Genomic DNA, 18,013 nt, shown 5'->3' with positions numbered 1-18,013 from the left:
GGAACACCCCCTATCGCGTTTAAGGAGATGCGCTGTGCGCGTAATTCGTAAGTATGCCAATCGCCGGTTGTACGACACTCAGCAAAGCCGTTATGTCACGCTTGAAGATCTGCGCCATCTTATTATTGAAGAAGCGCCGTTTCGGGTTGAGGATGCCAAAAGCGGTGAAGACCTGACGCGTACCATTCTGCTCTCCATCATTATTGAGCAGGAGCAGTCGGATAACGAAGCCGAAGTATTCTCTAACGACCTGCTGGCGCAGCTCATCCGGGTTTATGATATGTCGTCGCCTTTACCGCTGGCGCGTTATCTGGAGCAAGGCACGCAGCTTATGCTGGAGCAGCAAAAGCGTTTGCAAAGCCAATGGCAGCAGGCCATGCGCCATACGCCCATGGAATTTATGCGCGAGCTGGCCGAAGAAAATATGCGCTTTTGGCAAAACACCTTGAACCAGTCGCCCTCCACCAGCGACAAGGATGAGGATAAATCCTCCTAACGCCACGAGTGGTCACCTTGTGGCATAATGCGGCGCATAATCGCTCTCCCGTTCGAGAAGGAAGAACATGAAGGTTTTGATGATAGGTGGCGGCGGCCGCGAACATGCGTTGGCGTGGAAATTAGCGCAATCTGATAATGTTGAGCAGGTATTCGTAGCGCCCGGCAATGCCGGTACGGCGACCGAAGATAAGCTGACCAATATCGATATTGCGGCCACCGACTTGGCCGGGCTGGAAGCATTTGCGCTCCAGGAGCGTATTGGCTTGACCGTCGTCGGTCCGGAAGCGCCTCTGGTCGAAGGCGTCGTTGACCGCTTTCAAGCGGCTGGCCTAACCATCTTTGGCCCTACCCAAGCCGCGGCCCAGCTTGAAGGCTCCAAGTCGTTTACCAAGGACTTCCTGGCGCGCCATGCTATTCCAACGGCGGCTTATCAGACGTTTACCGCGGTAACGCCTGCGCTGGCATATTTACACACGGTCGGTGCGCCTATCGTTATCAAGGCGGATGGCTTGGCGGCAGGTAAGGGCGTGATCGTTGCCATGAGCGAAGTGGAGGCCGAAGCCGCCATTCGCGATATGCTCGAAGCCAATGCCTTTGGCGATGCCGGTGCTCGCGTTGTCATTGAAGAGTTTCTGGAAGGCGAAGAAGCGAGCTTTATCGTCATGGTCGATGGCGAAAACATCGTTCCCATGGCCACCAGCCAGGACCACAAGCGCGCCTATGATGGCGACACAGGCCCTAATACCGGCGGCATGGGCGCTTACTCACCTGCGCCGGTCGTTACGCCAGACGTTGATGCCCGCATCATGGAGCAGGTCATCGTGCCCACGGTTAAAGGGATGGCCGCTGAAGGCAATGCCTATACCGGATTTTTGTATGCCGGGTTGATGATCGACCAGACCGGGCAGCCCAAAGTGATTGAATATAACTGCCGCTTTGGTGACCCCGAAACTCAGCCCATCATGATGCGCCTGACGTCGGATCTTGCTGAGCTTTGCCTTGCCGGTGCCCAGGGGCAGTTGGCGGGTAAAACGTGCCATTGGGATTCACGTGCCGCGGTGGGTGTGGTCATGGCGGCGGGCGGTTATCCAGACAGCTATCGTAAAGGCGATGTCATTGATGGTTTGGCAAAAGCCGAGCAGCACAGCAAAGTGTTCCATGCGGGCACCGCGCTGAACGCGAACAACGAGGTAACGACCTCCGGCGGTCGTGTACTGTGTGTGACGGCACTGGGCGAGAGTGTATTTAGCGCACAGCAGCAGGCTTACAAAGGCGTCAATGAGATTCGCTGGGAGGGCGCTGAATATCGCCGTGATATCGCTTACCGTGCTATTGCGAGAGAAAAAGCGTAATAAGCGCGTTGATACCGTAGCGCAAGGGGCGGGCCACTTATCACCACCGAAAGGAAACAGGTATGGAACGTGTCACGCTGGATTTTCCCGCTAACGCGGTTATTCATCGTCACCCTTTAACGGTGCGGGTAACCGATATGAACTACGGTCGGCATTTGGGGCATGACACAGTGGTTTCGCTGCTACATGAAGCCCGCGTTCACGCTTTTTCCGCCCTGGCGCTATCGGAATGGGACATGCACGGCTATCCAAGCGTGGTGGCCGACTTGGCCGTGCAGTATCAACGTGAAGCGCGTTGGCCTGATGCGTTGACCATTGAAACGGCGGTGCCTGAGCCGCAGGGCAAGGCATTAACCGTTTACCAGCGTATTTTGCAGCGCGACGGCGAACATATCGTGGCGACCGCCCGCGTTAACCAGTTGCTCATCGACGCCAATACTGGGCGGCCGGTTGCGATACCTGAGCCCATCAAGCAGGCCTTGGCCCAAGCGAGGAGCGCTTAATGTCGCGGGAATATCCCATTATCGCCGTGACAGGCTCTTCGGGTGCGGGCACCACGACCGTAAGACGAAGCTTTGAGCGCATGTTTCTACGCGAAGATGTACATGCGGCCATGGTGGACGGTGACGCTTTTCACCGCTATACACGCGATGATCTTCACCGCATGTTTCGTGAAGAGCCTGAGCGTAAGCATGAGCTTTCGCATTTTGCAGTAGAAGCCAACCTGCTTGACCGCCTTGAAGGGGTGTTTGCCGAGTATGGCGAGCACGGTACGGGCACGTTTCGGCACTATATTCACGCGGAAGACAAGCAGAAAATCGAAGCGGGCTACCGCGTAGGCACCTTTACGGAGTGGCAGTCGCTCCCATGTGGTACCGACCTGTTGTTCTATGAAGGTTTACATGGCGGGCTGGTAGCCCAGGAGTACGACATTGCTCGCCATGTGGATCTGTTGGTAGGCGTTGCGCCGACCATGAATCTTGAATGGATTCAGAAAATTGACCGTGATACCAAGCTGCGTGGCTACTCCCAGGAAGCGGTGATCGATACGATTCTGGGCCGCATGAACGATTACGTGCGCTATATTCAGCCGCAATTCTCCCGCACCCATATCAACTTTCAACGGGTGCCTACCGTCGATACGTCCAACCCCTTTGAAGTGCAGGATATCCCCACAGATGCCGAATCGTTTGTGGTGATCCGGTTTCGTGATCCATCAACCGTTGATTTTCCCTGGCTTCTTGCAATGATCAAGGATGCCTTTATGACGCGGCCACATACGCTGGTCGTGCCTGGCGCGCGCATGTCATTAGCCATGGAACTGATTTTGGCACCCCTGGTGCGCCATTTATTATCCCAGCGCCGCTTTCGTTAACCGCGTTTGCAAATGCCGGGCGACAAGCTGCAACGATAACAAGGAGTGGGTATGGAGTGTTTATTCTGCAAAATCATCAATCGTGAGATCCCGGCTGATATCGTTTATGAAGACGAGCACGTTCTCGCCTTTAACGACATTAGCCCTATGGCGCCCACGCATCAGCTGATTATTCCCAAAAAGCACATCGCCACCTTAAATGACATTGAAGAAGACGACCTTGAGCTAGTCGGTCGTTTGCAGTTCACTGCTGCCAGGCTTGCCAAGCAGCAGGGCTTTGCTGAAGACGGTTATCGTGTTGTGATGAATTGCAACGAAAAGGGCGGTCAGACGGTCTACCACATACACATGCATTTATTAGGTGGCCGTCAGTTTACGTGGCCTGCGGGCTAACATACGGCCTTCAAGCTATCTTTAAGACAGCCTTTAAGACAGTTTGCTGTTAAGCGGAGTAAGCCATGAAGCGCCAGCTTAGTCGGTCTGATTGCTTAATTCATCAGTTTGATACAGCGTTACGGTCGCTGATACCTCGCGCCGCTACATCACAGCGTAACCACCCCGCCAGTAAACTTGCAGATAGGGTGTTTGATGGCCACCAACGACGTCATACCGCAGGCCTGATGCGTGTTAATCATGTGATTGGTGTATCGAATCAGGCGCTGTATCAGGGCCAGAGTATTACCGCAGCGCTTCCCCACGCGCGTACGCAAATGGTGCAATCCGCTGCGGAGGCGTTTGATCACTTGGCGTGGTGTGAAGAGCGGCTGGCGCAACTGAATAGTCGCACCAGCTACTTTACGCCCTTTTTCTATACCGCTGCATTTGGGGTTGGGGCTATCTCTGGGTTAACCAGCGAGCGTCTAAGCCTTGGTATGATTGCCGCTACCTGCGAGCTTTCAGGTAAACACTTTGAAGAGCAGCAGGCCAGGCTAATGGCAGACGATCAGCGCTCGCATGCGCTGCTTCGTCAGATGGCTGCGGATGAAGTGCACCAGGCGCATTTAGCGATAGAGGCGGGGGGCCTGCGTTTCCCTGCGCCGATTAAATGGGGGCTACGGTTTATCGCTCAAGGTGCCACTAAAGGCGCCTACTATTTCTGATGTGCTATTTCTGACGTGCTATTGCTTAGTACGGCATCGGGAATGAAAAGCATCAGCAAGGAAGGCAAGTTATCCTTAAATTCTTGACGAATGGCGAGTTATCGCCAACGCTTAATCATGTCAACGCTAATCGTACGTAAGGTAACGTGCGTTTTCTAAAGCAGAAAAGCGTCACCAGGGAAAAGGAGAAAGACGATGCTAGGCAATGCGATGCTGTTTCTGATTATTGCGATTATCGCCGGTGTGCTCGGGTTTTCGGGGATCGCGGGGGTTGCATCAACCATCGCGCAAATTCTATTCGTTCTGTTTCTCATCCTGTTTGTGGTATCGCTCTTTACAGGGCGACGCCGTTAGCATAAGGGCTACTTATAGAGACCTTTCATAAAGACTTTGGATAGAACCAGCTAAACAAAAAGCCCCGTTTGGGGCTTTTTGCATACGGGTCAGCCGTACTGTTACCGGGTATGGAACGCTAAAAATCAGGCATCAATACGCTTGTACTTCATGCGCTTGGGCGTATCGTTACCTACCCGCTTTTTATGATCGTCTTCATAGTCGGTATAGTTACCGTCGAAGAAGACGACTTCAGAGTCACCTTCAAACGCCAGAATGTGCGTGGCAATACGGTCCAGGAACCAGCGATCATGAGAAATCACCATGGCGCAGCCTGGGAAGGCAAGAAGGGCTTCTTCAAGCGCACGCAGTGTCTCAATATCAAGGTCGTTAGATGGCTCATCCAGCAGGAGTACGTTGGCGCCCTGTTTGAGCGTTTGAGCAAGCTGCAAGCGTCCTCGCTCACCGCCGGACAGTTCATCCAGGCGCTTCTGCTGGTCATTACCTTTGAAGTTAAAGCGACCAACGTAGGCACGTGAGGACACTTCGTAGCCGTTGATGTTGAGAATGTCCTGCTCGCCAGACACCGCCTGCCAAACCGTCTGCTTGTCATCAAGCGCATCACGTAGCTGCTCAACGTAAGCGATCTCAACCGTGTCTCCGATGACCACTTCACCCGTGTCTGGCTGCTCTTTACCGGTGATGAGTTTAAACAGGGTCGATTTACCCGCACCGTTTCCGCCGACGATGCCAACAATCGCACCTTGGGGAATAGTGAAGGAAAGGTCTTCATACAGCAGCTTGTCTTCAAAGCGCTTGGAGACATTATGAAACTCGATGACCTTATCACCCAGGCGCGGGCCAGGCGGAATATAGATCTCGTTGGTTTCATTGCGTTTCTGGAAGTCGCCGGACTGCATTTCTTCAAAGCGGTTAAGGCGCGCTTTGCTTTTGGCCTGACGACCTTTAGCGTTACTACGCACCCACTCAAGCTCTTGCTTGATGGCTTTTTGCCGCGATGCTTCCTGCTTGGCTTCCTGGGTTAGGCGGTGCTCTTTTTGCTCTAGCCACTGAGAGTAGTTGCCTTCAAACGGGATGCCTTGGCCACGGTCGAGCTCCAGAATCCAGCCCGCTACGTTGTCCAGGAAGTAACGGTCGTGGGTAATCGCCACAACGGTGCCGTTATAGTCATGCAGGAAGCGCTCCAGCCAGGCAACCGATTCGGCGTCCAGGTGGTTGGTTGGCTCATCCAGAAGCAGCATGTCCGGGCTTGAAAGCAGTAGGCGACAAAGCGCGACACGGCGCCGTTCACCACCTGAAAGGTTGCCTACTTTGGCATCCCACGGTGGCAAGCGAAGCGCTTCGGCAGCGACCTCAAGCTTACGCTCAAGGTTGTGGGCATCGGCGGCTTCAATGATGTTTTCAAGGCGTGCTTGCTCGCTTGCCAGTGCATCGAAGTCGGCATCAGGCTCAGCGTAGGCAGCATAAACAGCGTCCAGCTTCTCCTGCGCTTCCTTGATAGCGCCTAGTGCTTCTTCAACGGTGTCGCGGACATTTTTCTCATCATCAAGCTGCGGTTCTTGGGGGAGATAACCGACATTGATACCCGGCATCGGACGAGCTTCACCCTCAAACTCTTTATCGACACCCGCCATAATGCGCAGCAGTGTGGATTTACCGGCACCGTTTAAACCCAAAACGCCGATTTTGGCGCCCGGGAAAAACGATAGCGAAATATCCTTGAGAATTTGTTTTTTGGGTGGCACAACTTTGCCAACCCGGTTCATGGTGAATACGTATTGCGCCATGGAAATCCGTTAGGTTGATGAATGAGACAGCAACGTGCTGAGTAGCCTCAGATGATAGTGCTCTGTGCTTGGAAAGGCCAGAGGAGGCCACGGGCAACATCCAATGGCTATAAAAAGAAAGCGTGGATTTTGTGATGTGTTGGATGGTGACGAAGAGGGCAACTGGCTCGCTGCCCACTTAAAGGAGCTATTTACGCATCCCAATCATCTTCAATGGCGCGCTGTAAACGACGCTCCTCAAGCCACGCTTCCACCTGTCGGCGGGCGCGTAACGAGTCGGTTTTGCTTGGTTTATGCTTGCCGTATTGATCATCGTTTACGGCATCAAGATTATCGAATTCGTCAGCTTCAAGGTTTTCTGCTGAGTAGTTCTCACGATTTAAGGGGTCACGGCTCATGGTATGCCCTCCAACCCAAGCCGGCAGGCCGGCGTCACGATGGCTTCGTTTGAAAGAAGCGCCAAACGCTGTAGCAGCGCCTAGCCGCTATATAGCGCTACATGGGCTGAAGGTCAAGTGTTGGCGTTAATTAATGAGTCCTGTGCTTTATGGGCGGTGTTATCACTGCGTTGTCATTCAGCTAAAGCCAGTTGTGCCTCCACGCGCTCAGTAACATCTTTTTGTACGCCGATGAAATACATCAGCTGGTCTGTTTCATCAAAAACGGGTGTTGCGGAGAGCGTTGCATTGCAATCATGTCTGTTATTCCACCTCGGGCAGTTTCAGCGCACTAAGCACCGCCCCAGCCGCCGTAAGTGCCAAAAGCAACAGCAACGCCGCACTACCTAGCCATTGGGCCAGCCCGCCAATAACGCCGCCGACGACGAGCATGAGCAGGCCGGTTAAGGTATTGGAAAGAGCAACATACAGAGCCCTGTCATCTTGGCTTGCCATATCTACAATATAGGTTTTGCGCCCCAGGCGGACACCGTGATGGATGATTACCAGCAACGCATACACCAAGGCATATGGCCAAACACTCTGAGTCCAGGCACCGGGTAGCCAGGCCAAGCCAGCGCCTAGTAAACAGCAAGTAACGGTGCCAATAGCCGCATTACGCATTACACGGCGGCTGGATTGGTCGGCTAATTTACCCCAGATAGGGCTTGCCACCATTGCTGCAAGACCCGATACCACGACAAGCAGACCAAGCCCACCCAAATCAGAGCCGCTTTGCTGCTGGCCGAGTAGCGCAATGTAGGGTAGCGCCAGTGCGCTGGAGAGCAGCAATGCTCTGGCAACATTGAAATGTAGAAACGTGCGATCCTTTTTTAAGAGCGATAGGCCAAGCTTGATGCTGTCCCAAGCGCTCTCTCCGCCTTCCACTGCACCTGGTACTTCTTTAATACGTGCGACACAGAGCGCGTTTAGTAGCCAACTGAAGGCGGCAACGCTTAAAAGTACCGCCAGGGCGAGGTTGCCTGGTTGATTACCCAGCAACATCAGCACACCACCCGCCGTCAGGGTTGCCCCGCCCGCTATGCTACCGCTCCACCCCATCAGGGCGCCTCGGCGGCGTTTGGCAATGGTTTTGCCCATGACATCTTTGCTGGCAATTGATGAAAGCCCGCGTGCCAAGGAGAGCAGCACAAGTACAGCTAACACCGCAGCGCCACCCAGGCTTCCGCTCCCCACAAGTGCCAAGACAGCAAGTGCAAATGCGGCAAGTGCCTGGAACAGCGCACCTAAAACCCAAACGCCTTTACGCTTGGGTTTTAGACGAATAAAGCCCGCCACGAATATCTGGGGTAACAGGGCACCAGACTCACGAATAGGCACCAACAGCCCCACCATCCAGATGGGTGCGCCGATAACCCCCATTAGCCAGGGAAGCACCAAGCGTGCGCTGGATAGCTCGTCAGCAAGCTTATTCCCCAGGGAGGCCCATAAGTGCAGAAAAAAATTACGCGGTTGTTCGGCGCAGGCCTGCTCCGGAATATCAGCACAGAGTCGGCTGTCCTCATCGCCCGTTAGCCACTCAAAAACACGCGCTTGAGAAATATTGGGTCCAGCCATTACAGCTCCTTGGCGGTTATACTCCTGGAATGACAAAATGCAGCGACAGAATGCCACCATTATATGGGTAAGGAGACCGAAAGTGTCACGGATCCAGATTCGCTATTGCACGCAATGCCAATGGCTTTTACGCAGTGCCTGGTACGCTCAGGAGCTACTCTCCACTTTCGGGGAGGATTTAGATGAGGTGGCCATTGCACCTGCGCATGGCGGTACCTTTGAAATTTGGTGTGATGACACCTTAATTTGGGAACGCAAGCGTGATAGTGGCTTTCCGGACAGCAAAGTGCTGAAACAGCGTGTTCGCGACCAGATCGAACCGCACCGTGACCTGGGGCATATCGACCGATGAACCAGGATCGTCAGGCTATTCTTTACGGGCTAGGTGCTGTGGCGCTGTGGTCAACGGTGGCGACTGCTTTTAAAGTTGGCCTGGGTTTGATGGGGCCGGTTGAATTAATGTGGCTTGCGGCGTTGGTTTCCTGGCTTTTAATGGGCGCTCTGGTGCTTAAACAAGGTGCTATGAGGCAGGCGTTAACTAGCGGATGGAAAACCGCCTTATGGGCGGGGATCATGAATCCCGTGGCTTACTACCTGGTGCTGTTTGCTGCTTATGATCGCCTGCCTGGCCAGGAAGCGATGGCGCTTAATTATACATGGGCGCTAGCGATGGCATTCCTGGCGGTTCCCATACTGGGGCAGCGGTTAACCCGGGTGGATATTTTGGCAGGTGTGGTGGCTTATGCGGGCGTATGGGTAATTGCGACACGGGGCGCGGTACTCAATGTGTCGTTTGCGGACCCTGTTGGCGTGCTGTTCGCGCTTTCATCGACTCTGTTATGGGCGCTTTACTGGTTGTTTAATGCACGTGATCGTCGCAAGCCTATCGTCGGGCAGTGGCAGAACTTTACCGTTGGACTACCGGTGTTAACCGTTTTATTGCTTATGGGGCCTGGGCTTCAATGGCATGGCTGGAAAGGTTTTGGTGCCGGGGTCTATGTTGGGCTGTTCGAAATGGGGATCGCGTTTGTCCTGTGGCAAATGGCCGTTCATAAGGTTTCACGCACAGCGAAAGTCTCGACCCTGATTTTTCTTTCGCCTCCGGTTTCGCTGATGCTGCTTTATTTAGTGGTTGATGAGCCTCTGCTTTTCTCTACGTTTATTGGATTGGGGCTGATTTTATTTGGGTTGGCACTTCAGCAGCTTCAGGTGAAGCCTGTTGCTGTCGAGCAATAAGTCCCATTTTTATCGCCCGCTGCGCATGGGTTGGGTACAGGAAAAGCATGATGCGCCATCAAGCCGCTCTATGTGTCGGAGCCTCTGTGGCCAGCGTAGCTTTCCTTGCCTCAACCTTGGGCGGCGAAGACCATTTGTGATCAGTTGGCCGATGCCTGATAACCACCGGCCAAAAGCGGTTCAAGCTCAGGCCACACGTTATCCAGAATCATAGGCTGTGCCTCGGCCGTGGGGTGGATGCCATCCTCCTGCATAAGCTGTTCGTTAAGTGCCACACCCTCTAATAAAAACGGCAACAGCGGCACGTCATACTCTTCGGCCAGGGAGTAGTAAACGCCGGTAAAGGCATCCCGGTAGGCCTGGCCATAGTTGGGGGGAATATCGATACCTAACAGCAGCACCTGAGCATCAACCTCCTGGCTTTGCTCAATCATACTTGCCAGGTTAGAACGCATCTGATTGGGCGCAAGGCCACGCAAACCATCGTTGCCACCCAGCTCCAATAGCACGATATCAGGCTGCTGTTTCTCCAAAATGGCGCTAAACCGCTGTAATCCCCCTGAGGTGGTTTCGCCGCTAATACTGGCGTTTACCACCGTTGCCTGGTCGTCCAAGCGCTCTTCCAGCAGGGTGACCCAGCCTTGCTCATGTTCGATACCATAAGCAGCACTCAAGCTATCGCCCATAATGAGTACGGTAGGGGGCTCGCTTGCGTTGATCGCAGGAGCGCTTAAGGTGACTATCAGAACCACTAGGTAGCCAGTTACCATACCGTTACGTTTTTGCCATGCCACAGGGATGCCTCGCTTCATGCCTTACTCCTCAGATAAAGCTGCATACTCGTCCAACGCTGATGCATCGCCACAAGCAGACAGCCACTCTATCACCGACGCCACTGCACAGGGCAAGGTTCCCCATGCCCCGTTGAGTCGGCCTGTGCTGCATGCAGAAATGCTATCGAAGAAAGTGACCAGTGGCGAACGCACGCTAACTATTCTGGATCAACTGTCGTTAAGCGTAGCAGCCGGAGAGAGTGTCGCCATTTTAGGTAAAAGCGGGGCTGGAAAATCAACCCTGTTGGGTCTGCTCGCCGGGTTGGATACCCCCAGCGATGGCGAACTCACGCTGTTTGGTAAGTCGCTGAGCCGTTTGGATGAGGATGGCCGCGCGGCGTTAAGAGCTGGGCGCGTGGGCTTTGTGTTCCAGAACTTTCAGCTGCTACCCACCTTAAGCGCGCTAGAGAATGTGTTACTGCCTTTGGAGCTTTCACCGCGTGCCGGAGAAGACCATATTGCCCAAACATGGCTTGCTAAAGTGGGGTTGGGTGAACGCGTAGACCATCTACCCAAGCAGCTTTCAGGCGGCGAGCAGCAGCGGGTAGCGATTGCCCGGGCGTTTGTCACCGACCCTGAACTGGTGTTTGCGGATGAGCCGACCGGCAACCTCGACCCTGATACCGGCGCTCAGGTGATCGACCTGCTGTTTACCTTGAATCATGAGGTTGGAACAACGCTTATCCTGGTCACCCACGACCACGCTTTGGCACGCCGCTGTGATCGATGCCTGCAATTAACCCAAGGGCAACTAATCCCCTTTGTACCTGCTGATGTACCTGCTGAACCCAGTGTGGCAGGAGAGGGGCAATGAGCGATATGCCATGGCGGCTGGCCGCCAGAAGCTTAAGGCGTGACTTACGCTCGGCGGATGTTCGTGCGCTCTTTGTCGCCCTCGTGCTGGCGGTTGCTGCCTCCACCATGATCGCTTTTTTTCTCGACCGGTTGGAACGCGGCCTTGAGCGTCAGGCTGGGCAAATGCTGGGAGGGGATATCGTATTGGAGCAGCGCACCCCTTTTTCAGAAGAGCTACGCACGACGCTGGAAGAGGCAGGCTTTACGCTAAGCGACCAGGTCGGGCTGGTATCCATGATCAGCTTAGGGGATCGTTTTCAACCAGCTAGCCTCAAAGCCGTGGATGACGTGTACCCGCACTATGGTGTATCGCGTGTCGATTTAGGGGAGGGGGCCGAACAGATAGCCTCGGGGCCACCAGCGGGCCAGGCATGGGCAGACCCGCGCTTGGCGCAGCTGATTGAGGTAGAGCTTGGCGACCGTGTACAGGTAGGGCGAACCGAGTTAACCATCAGCGGCATTATCGAACGGGAAGCGGATCAATCCGCTGGCTTTAGTAATTTTAACCCCCGCTTGATGCTCAATACGGCGGACCTGGAAGCAACCGGTCTTGTTCAGGAAGGCTCGCGTGTCGAGTTCGAATTATTGGCGGCCGGGCCTCCTCAAGCCATCGACAACGTGCAAGGATTACTCACCGAGTTGCGCCAGCAAGGGGTCGAGGTGCGTGATGTTCGGGTGGACCGGCCGCAACTAGGTAACGCACTGCAACGTGCAGACAGCTACCTGGGGTTGGCAGGGCTTGCCGCCGTACTGCTGGCCGGGGTCGCGGTCGCTATGTCAGCAAAGCGCTATGTTGAACGCCATCTGGAGACGGCAGCATTGCTCCGCTGCTTTGGCGCTAGCCAGCAACAGCTTGTCATGCTGTTTAGCCTACAGCTGATCGGGCTGGCGTTGGCGGCGTCCTTGCTTGGCGCACTGCTCGGCGTAGCGGGACAGGCGCTGTTGCTGCATCTTTTGACCAGCTTTTTACCTATTACGCTACCGCCGCCGGGCATTATGCCGCTATGGCTGGGCGTATTAACGGCGATGGCGGTGCTGGTAGGGTTTGCCGGGCCAACGCTATTACGCATTAAACAGGTCAGTGCGCTGAAAGTGCTGCGTCGAGAGTTGGACCCTTTGCCTCCTGCCGCCTGGTGGGTAGCCGGTGTTGCCGCTGCCGTATTTGGCGGCCTGCTATGGCTCTATTCCGGTAGTGCGCCTTTGGCGGTCGCTCTGCTATTGGGGGGAGGTATCATGCTTAGTGCGCTTTGGGGCATCAGCGCGCTGCTACTCAATAGCATTCTTTACGGCATAAAAAAGCTAACGGGTACAAGCGAGTGGATACAGGCGCTGCGCCTGGGCGGGCGCCAACTGGCGCGTCGCCGTCAGGCAGGCGTGGGCCAACTACTGGCATTCTCTGTCACGTTCTTTGCCATGGCGATGATCGTTCTGGTGCGTGGTGACCTGCTTTCAACCTGGCAGGCCCAGTTGCCCGATGACATGCCCAACTACTTCGCCATTAATATCCAGCCTGATGAACGTGACCCCTTTGAGCAAGCCGTAGCGCCCCGTATTGATGCCCAAAGCACGCTGTATCCCATGGTGCGTGGGCGTATTACCGCTATTAATCAGCAGCCTCCCATGGAAGCGGTACCTGAGGATGCTAGAGGCGACGGCTCTCTGCGCCGCGAACTGAACCTGACCTGGCAGGCCGAACTACCGGAAGATAACCAGATAGTGGCGGGGGAGTGGTTCACAAGTGAAGCACCCGTTGATGAGCCTTCCGTTTATAAACCACAAGGCTGGCTAGGCGCGGTTGATGCAGTATCTGCCGATACCGTGCCTGTTTCCATTGAAGAAGGCCTAGCTGACCGGCTGGGACTATCACTCAATGATACGCTCACCTTCTCTGTGGGCGGTGATGAGCTGATAACACGTATCACCAGCGTGCGCAGCCTCAATTGGGACACTTTTAAGCCCAACTTCTTTTTGATTTTCCCGCTGGGCGTGTTGGAGTCGTTTGGACATAGCTATATCACTGCGTTTCATCTGCCTGACGAGGAGCAAGGCCTAATTCGCCAACTGGTGAGCGACTTCCCCGGTGTATCGTTAATAAACGTTGATGCCATTTTAGGCCAGGTACGTGATGTGCTAACTCAGGTAACGCGTGCCATCGAGCTTGTACTGGTACTGGTGTTGTTGGCGGGTGTCAGCGTGCTCTATGCTGCCTTGACCGCAAGCCAGCCGGTACGCGCCCATGAAAGTGGTCTACTGCGTGTCTTTGGAGCAGGCCAGCGAATGATTTCCCGCGTCCAAGGAGCTGAGTATGCCCTGTTGGGTTTTACCAGCGGTTTAATGGGCGCTGTACTGGCCGAAGTCGCGACCGCCGCACTCTATCTCTACTGGCTAGAGCTACCGCCACGTTTTCACCTCACCTTATGGTTAGCGTCACCCCTTGGAGGTGCGCTACTGATCGGATTTATCGGCCATGCGTTATCGCGTGGGCTACGCCGTCAAGCGCCTGCGGCGAGCCTGGGTTTGCTCGGTGAGGCCTAGGGATATGACTGACTAAAATTAAATCCAGCAAAGCGATCCAACCGCCATGAGTGGCATTCATGCAGTACCTGACGCGGATGCGATGAAAGTCGCGTCCGGCTGCGTTATGATAGCGGCCTGATTTCTTTCATGAACGATCCTTATCTACGAGGTTTCCCGCCAATGTTCAGCCGCGATATGACAATTGCCGGATTTGATGATGCGCTGTTTGACGCCATGCAGAAAGAAGTGGCCCGTCAAGAAGCCCACATTGAGTTAATTGCTTCCGAAAACTACGCAAGCCCCCGCGTAATGGAAGCGCAAGGCAGTCAGCTGACCAACAAATACGCTGAAGGTTATCCGGGCAAGCGCTACTATGGCGGCTGCGAGTTTGTTGATATCGCTGAAAACCTCGCGATTGACTACGCAAAAGAGCTGTTTGGCGCCACCTACGTGAACGTTCAGCCGCACTCCGGCTCCCAAGCCAACAGCGCGGTATTTTTAGCGCTGGTTAAGCCGGGCGACACCATTTTAGGCATGAGCCTGGACGCGGGCGGTCACTTGACCCACGGCGCCAAGCCTAGCTTTTCTGGCAAGCAGTACAATGCGGTTCAGTACGGCTTAAACGAGCAAGGCCTGATTGATTATGATCAAGTGGCTGAACTGGCCCGTGAACACAAGCCGAAAATGATCATTGCCGGTTTCTCTGCCTACTCACAAATTGTTGATTGGGCCAAATTCCGCGAAATCGCCGATGAAATAGGCGCTTATCTGCTAGTCGACATGGCCCACGTGGCGGGTCTGGTCGCTGCGGGCGTTTACCCAAGCCCCTTGCCTCATGCGCATGTGGTCACGTCAACGACACACAAAACGCTGCGTGGTCCGCGTAGTGGCGTGATTCTGTCAGCTGAAAACGATGCCGACATTGAGAAAAAGCTGCAGTCTGCCGTATTCCCCGGCGGTCAGGGCGGCCCGTTAATGCACGCGATAGCGGCCAAAGCGGTCTGCTTCAAAGAAGCCATGTCGCCTGAGTTTAAAGCCTACCAGCAGCAGGTCGTTAAAAATGCCAAGGTAATGGCCGGTGTGTTTATGGAGCGCGGTTTTGATATTGTTTCCGGCGGTACCGAAGACCACCTGTTCCTGCTCTCATTAATCAAGCAGGGCGTGACCGGTAAAGATGCCGATGCGGCACTAGGCCGTGCCCATATCACTGTTAACAAAAACGCCGTGCCTAACGACCCGCAAAGCCCGTTTGTTACCTCGGGTCTGCGTATCGGTACGCCAGCAGTCACGACGCGTGGTTTCGGTGAAGAAGAGTGCCGTCAGCTTGCTGGCTGGATCAGTGACATTCTGGACGTGCTAGCCAAAGGCGAAGACACCGGCGCCGTTGAAGACCAAGTGGCAGAGAAAGTGGCAGAAGTTTGCGGCCGCTTCCCGGTTTATAAGTAACGTTATGATAAGTGGGTGTGAGAAGTGCCAGGTTAGTCCGTAAGGCTCACCAATTCACGCCATGCTTGAAAAAAGGCCTGCACGTTAAATCGTGTAGGCCTTTTGGTTTTAGCGACGCGTAAAAGTAAAATGATGCCTGATTACTCAGGGCGAGGGATAAACGACGCCATCGCTTCGAGAATTTGATCAACGTCAGGGATGCGCCCATCCTGGTTAAATAAACACTTATGCTGTGGCTCGTACCTGGGCCAATAGCGGTAAGGCAGCGTCGAATAAAAAATGCCCAAGGTGGGCGTGTGCGTGGCCAGTGCCAGGTTTCTTACGCCCGTATCGCCGCAAACAAGTAAATCTGCTTGGGCCATGGTGTGCGTAAGCTCCTCCAGGGGGAGTTTGTGCTGGATCGTAATGTTGGCGTGCTGCGCGGCCTCGGCGAGCATGAAATCCCCTTTTTCACTCTCGTTGGCCCCTTCCAGCAAAATATGCTGATAATCAGGAAACTGTGAGGCAGCGCGTAACATAAGCGCCTTCCATACGTCCTGTGGAACAGATTTATTGGTTCCAGACGCAAAGGGGAAATAGTAGATAGCGCGAGCACTCTCGCTTGGGGAGTGAACGGGCAGCGCAAAATCGAGTGGGTACGAGGGCTGGTTGCCGAATACGCTTAAGAAGTCGAGTAAGACCTCGGCTTCGTAATGGTAGTTTGAGCGGGGCAGAGTAACGTCATACAGCCAGCGGTTGTACCAAGGGCGATATGGAAACCCCATTTTTAAATGCGCACTGCTCAATAGTGTGAGTGCCCTTGAGCGAGAGGTATCCGCAAGGTCAAACACAATATCGAACTTACCAAGCGTTGTAAGCGATTTGTACTGTTCTTGAATGCCGGTTGATGTGTCATGGATGAAAATGTCATCGACCAGGTCTTCAGGCACGGCATAGCGGTATTTGCGGGTGGTTGCCAGCGTCACGTGCGCGTTAGGAAAGGTCCTTTTTAATTCAACCAGGAAGGGACGGGCCGCCATATAGTCGCCGAAAGCACATTGGCGTATTACTAAAACACGCTGGATATCCTCATGGCGTGTTTGGTTGGCCCACTGTAGAGATTTTTTCTTGAAATAACCTGACTTATCTTTCCATATCTTCATACTGCAGGGCCTGATAATAACGATTAAAACGACATTGCCGGTGAGACATACAGGGCAGTTGAGTAGGTGGCCCATAGTGAGTGTTCACTATGGGCGCGTTTACCAGCTCCCTTGGCCTTCCAGCAAGCTACGCATGTTATTATCCAGCTTTACTTGAAAGTCTGCACTGCCCAATACCATGGCATCGCTTGAACGTACGACACGTGTGCTTACGTAGAGGTAATCCTGCCCTTGGGCATAGGTGCCCATCAAAATAGAGCGTGCATTATATTGTGAGCTTAAGCTCTGTACCTCGCGAGAAAGGATCAACTCGCCCACTTTCTCCTCAATAAACATGCTGTGGCGCATTTTGACTTCACGCACCTGCATGCCCTGCTGCGCAAGGGCCGAGGCCATGATTTCCGAACTGATACGCCCAAACGTGGAGGATTGTGTGAGGTTGTCGATGTTGACAAAGGTCGCGGCAATCATGGGGTTGTAGCGCGTGATATCTGGGTTGCCAGCCACCATCTGTTGAGCGGCTTTATGCGCCAGTTCAGAGAGGTCGGGCTCTGGCGGACGCGTGTTAGCACTGTTCGTGGCACAGCCTGCTATGAAAAGCAGCAAAAGGCCCATCAATAACAGGCGGCTAGCCGCTAGAAACGGGTGAGGATGCGGTGATGTCGACGGTATGAAATGCATGGCGTTACCAGGTACCTGTTACCGGGATAGAGGGGACAGCCGGTGCTTGCGGAACGCGATGCGGCGCATATTGGCGGCGGTCGCCTGCATTGATGTAATAGATATTCGATGAGGAGTAAAGAATACGCTCATCGTCGGTTATCTGAATGGTGATAATCACCTCTTCATTGCCTGTAGAGGTCCAGCTACCGCTAACGGCGTCGGCAGCAATCCCGGCGGGTATTAATCCAAGCGCGGGTTCAGCCCAGTGGTTATAGGGGATAGTCGCGACCGCAATGCCTGCTGTTAGGGCTGTAAAGGTACCGACTGGCGGGCGAATAAAGCCCCGGTCTCGGTGTTCAACTATTTCCACGCCGATATGGACGTCGGCGGTGTTGGCCGTTGGCACCGTAGTGAGGTTGGCGCCACGCGAAACGAGCTCGCTGGTCAGTAGCGTGCGGAAACCGCGTTCAAATTCGCCGCCGCTATACGTACTCAAGCTTTGGTGGTCAGGCTCGGTAATATATAAATCCCGAAAACGCACGCGCTCACGCTGTAGAATGCGGTTGGTTTCATAGCGCGCCAGTACTTCCCAGTGGTGAGCGGCCTGCATACGTTGCTGCTCAGTATAAGGATAGGTGGTGGCGATGGGGGCTTGCGAGGTGTTGGCATAGAAGCAGCCGCTTAGCAGTAAGCTTGCAAACCCTGCACAGGCAATGCGGAATAATGGGGGCGTTAGTAAATGGCTTAAGCAGCTCTGCACCAGAGGTTCCTTATCGTGTCATAGGGTCTTTGATAGACTTGTCTAGTTTTACCATGCTTGGTAACCATCGGCCACGGGAT

Annotated in this window: 19 protein-coding genes; 12 read left to right on the top strand and 7 right to left on the bottom strand. The window is 54.2% G+C overall.

From position 1 onward, the window contains the following. The first annotated feature begins 34 nt into the window (after positions 1-34). The 7 genes from phaR (at position 35) to ACT3T7_RS00305 (ending at position 4,679) form a co-directional block, all read left to right on the top strand. Positions 35-496, top strand: a complete 462-nt coding sequence (gene phaR, locus ACT3T7_RS00335) for a polyhydroxyalkanoate synthesis repressor PhaR (protein WP_444629730.1) — start codon at positions 35-37, stop codon at positions 494-496. A gap of 67 nt (positions 497-563) precedes the next feature. Continuing rightward, positions 564-1,850, top strand: a complete 1,287-nt coding sequence (gene purD / locus ACT3T7_RS00330) for a phosphoribosylamine--glycine ligase (protein WP_444629729.1) — start codon at positions 564-566, stop codon at positions 1,848-1,850. A gap of 62 nt (positions 1,851-1,912) precedes the next feature. Then, on the top strand, positions 1,913-2,353 hold the full coding sequence (locus ACT3T7_RS00325) for an acyl-CoA thioesterase (protein ID WP_441678291.1): 441 nt from the start codon (positions 1,913-1,915) through the stop codon (positions 2,351-2,353). Further along, positions 2,353-3,225: a phosphoribulokinase gene (locus ACT3T7_RS00320; RefSeq protein WP_444629728.1), complete on the top strand. Its 873-nt coding sequence runs from the start codon at positions 2,353-2,355 to the stop codon at positions 3,223-3,225. The genes ACT3T7_RS00325 and ACT3T7_RS00320 overlap by 1 nt, the downstream gene beginning before the upstream one ends. A gap of 51 nt (positions 3,226-3,276) precedes the next feature. After that, positions 3,277-3,618, top strand: a complete 342-nt coding sequence (locus ACT3T7_RS00315) for a histidine triad nucleotide-binding protein (protein ID WP_444629727.1) — start codon at positions 3,277-3,279, stop codon at positions 3,616-3,618. A gap of 65 nt (positions 3,619-3,683) precedes the next feature. Beyond that, positions 3,684-4,325 (top strand): 2-polyprenyl-3-methyl-6-methoxy-1,4-benzoquinone monooxygenase, encoded by a 642-nt coding sequence (gene coq7 / locus ACT3T7_RS00310; protein ID WP_441678295.1) that lies wholly within the window; start codon positions 3,684-3,686, stop codon positions 4,323-4,325. Between the two features lie 195 nt (positions 4,326-4,520). Continuing rightward, positions 4,521-4,679, top strand: a complete 159-nt coding sequence (locus ACT3T7_RS00305) for a DUF1328 domain-containing protein (RefSeq protein ID WP_018918588.1) — start codon at positions 4,521-4,523, stop codon at positions 4,677-4,679. A gap of 125 nt (positions 4,680-4,804) precedes the next feature. Here ACT3T7_RS00305 and ettA read toward each other — a convergent pair whose 3' ends face one another. From ettA to ACT3T7_RS00290, 3 genes are all read right to left on the bottom strand, one after another. Further along, positions 4,805-6,466, bottom strand: a complete 1,662-nt coding sequence (ettA, locus tag ACT3T7_RS00300; protein ID WP_172116109.1) for an energy-dependent translational throttle protein EttA — start codon at positions 6,464-6,466, stop codon at positions 4,805-4,807. A gap of 191 nt (positions 6,467-6,657) precedes the next feature. Beyond that, positions 6,658-6,864, bottom strand: coding sequence for a PA3496 family putative envelope integrity protein (locus ACT3T7_RS00295; RefSeq protein ID WP_172116110.1), 207 nt, complete (start codon positions 6,862-6,864; stop codon positions 6,658-6,660). 303 nt (positions 6,865-7,167) lie between these two features. Next, on the bottom strand, positions 7,168-8,481 hold the full coding sequence (locus ACT3T7_RS00290) for an MFS transporter (protein ID WP_444629726.1): 1,314 nt from the start codon (positions 8,479-8,481) through the stop codon (positions 7,168-7,170). Positions 8,482-8,563: 82 nt separating this feature from the next. On the opposite strand from ACT3T7_RS00290, the gene ACT3T7_RS00285 reads away from it, so the two are divergent. Next, on the top strand, positions 8,564-8,833 hold the full coding sequence (locus tag ACT3T7_RS00285) for a SelT/SelW/SelH family protein (protein WP_328515367.1): 270 nt from the start codon (positions 8,564-8,566) through the stop codon (positions 8,831-8,833). Continuing rightward, entirely contained in the window at positions 8,830-9,717 is an 888-nt protein-coding gene (locus ACT3T7_RS00280) for a DMT family transporter (RefSeq protein ID WP_193057026.1), read from the top strand. The genes ACT3T7_RS00285 and ACT3T7_RS00280 overlap by 4 nt, the downstream gene beginning before the upstream one ends. A gap of 140 nt (positions 9,718-9,857) precedes the next feature. Here the strand turns inward: ACT3T7_RS00280 and ACT3T7_RS00275 are convergent, their stop codons facing one another. Further along, positions 9,858-10,529 (bottom strand): arylesterase, encoded by a 672-nt coding sequence (locus ACT3T7_RS00275; protein ID WP_193057025.1) that lies wholly within the window; start codon positions 10,527-10,529, stop codon positions 9,858-9,860. Here ACT3T7_RS00275 and ACT3T7_RS00270 point away from each other — a divergent pair. The 3 genes from ACT3T7_RS00270 to glyA all read left to right on the top strand — a co-directional run bounded on the left by ACT3T7_RS00270 (position 10,528) and on the right by glyA (position 15,368). Next, complete coding sequence (locus ACT3T7_RS00270; protein WP_444629725.1) at positions 10,528-11,364, top strand: ABC transporter ATP-binding protein; 837 nt, start codon at positions 10,528-10,530, stop codon at positions 11,362-11,364. The genes ACT3T7_RS00275 and ACT3T7_RS00270 overlap by 2 nt on opposite strands. After that, positions 11,361-13,940, top strand: a complete 2,580-nt coding sequence (locus ACT3T7_RS00265; RefSeq protein ID WP_444629724.1) for an ABC transporter permease — start codon at positions 11,361-11,363, stop codon at positions 13,938-13,940. Before ACT3T7_RS00270 ends, ACT3T7_RS00265 begins: the two co-directional genes overlap by 4 nt. A gap of 162 nt (positions 13,941-14,102) precedes the next feature. Then, a complete protein-coding gene (gene glyA / locus ACT3T7_RS00260; RefSeq protein ID WP_444629842.1) occupies positions 14,103-15,368 on the top strand; it encodes a serine hydroxymethyltransferase in 1,266 nt (421 codons plus the stop codon). Positions 15,369-15,508: 140 nt separating this feature from the next. On the opposite strand, the gene ACT3T7_RS00255 is transcribed toward glyA, so the two are convergent. From ACT3T7_RS00255 to ACT3T7_RS00245, 3 genes are all read right to left on the bottom strand, one after another. Beyond that, positions 15,509-16,510: a glycosyltransferase family 9 protein gene (locus ACT3T7_RS00255; protein WP_444629723.1), complete on the bottom strand. Its 1,002-nt coding sequence runs from the start codon at positions 16,508-16,510 to the stop codon at positions 15,509-15,511. A gap of 99 nt (positions 16,511-16,609) precedes the next feature. Further along, complete coding sequence (locus tag ACT3T7_RS00250) at positions 16,610-17,191, bottom strand: FlgO family outer membrane protein (protein ID WP_444629722.1); 582 nt, start codon at positions 17,189-17,191, stop codon at positions 16,610-16,612. 4 nt (positions 17,192-17,195) lie between these two features. Beyond that, positions 17,196-17,933, bottom strand: a complete 738-nt coding sequence (locus ACT3T7_RS00245) for a hypothetical protein (RefSeq protein WP_444629721.1) — start codon at positions 17,931-17,933, stop codon at positions 17,196-17,198. Between the last annotated feature and the right edge of the window lie 80 nt (positions 17,934-18,013).

It is taken from the genome of Halomonas sp. 111, assembly GCF_052379685.1.
Lineage (GTDB): Bacteria > Pseudomonadota > Gammaproteobacteria > Pseudomonadales > Halomonadaceae > Vreelandella > Vreelandella citrativorans.
Note: the sequence above shows the minus strand (reverse complement) of the source record. Positions and strands in the feature narration are given on the sequence as shown.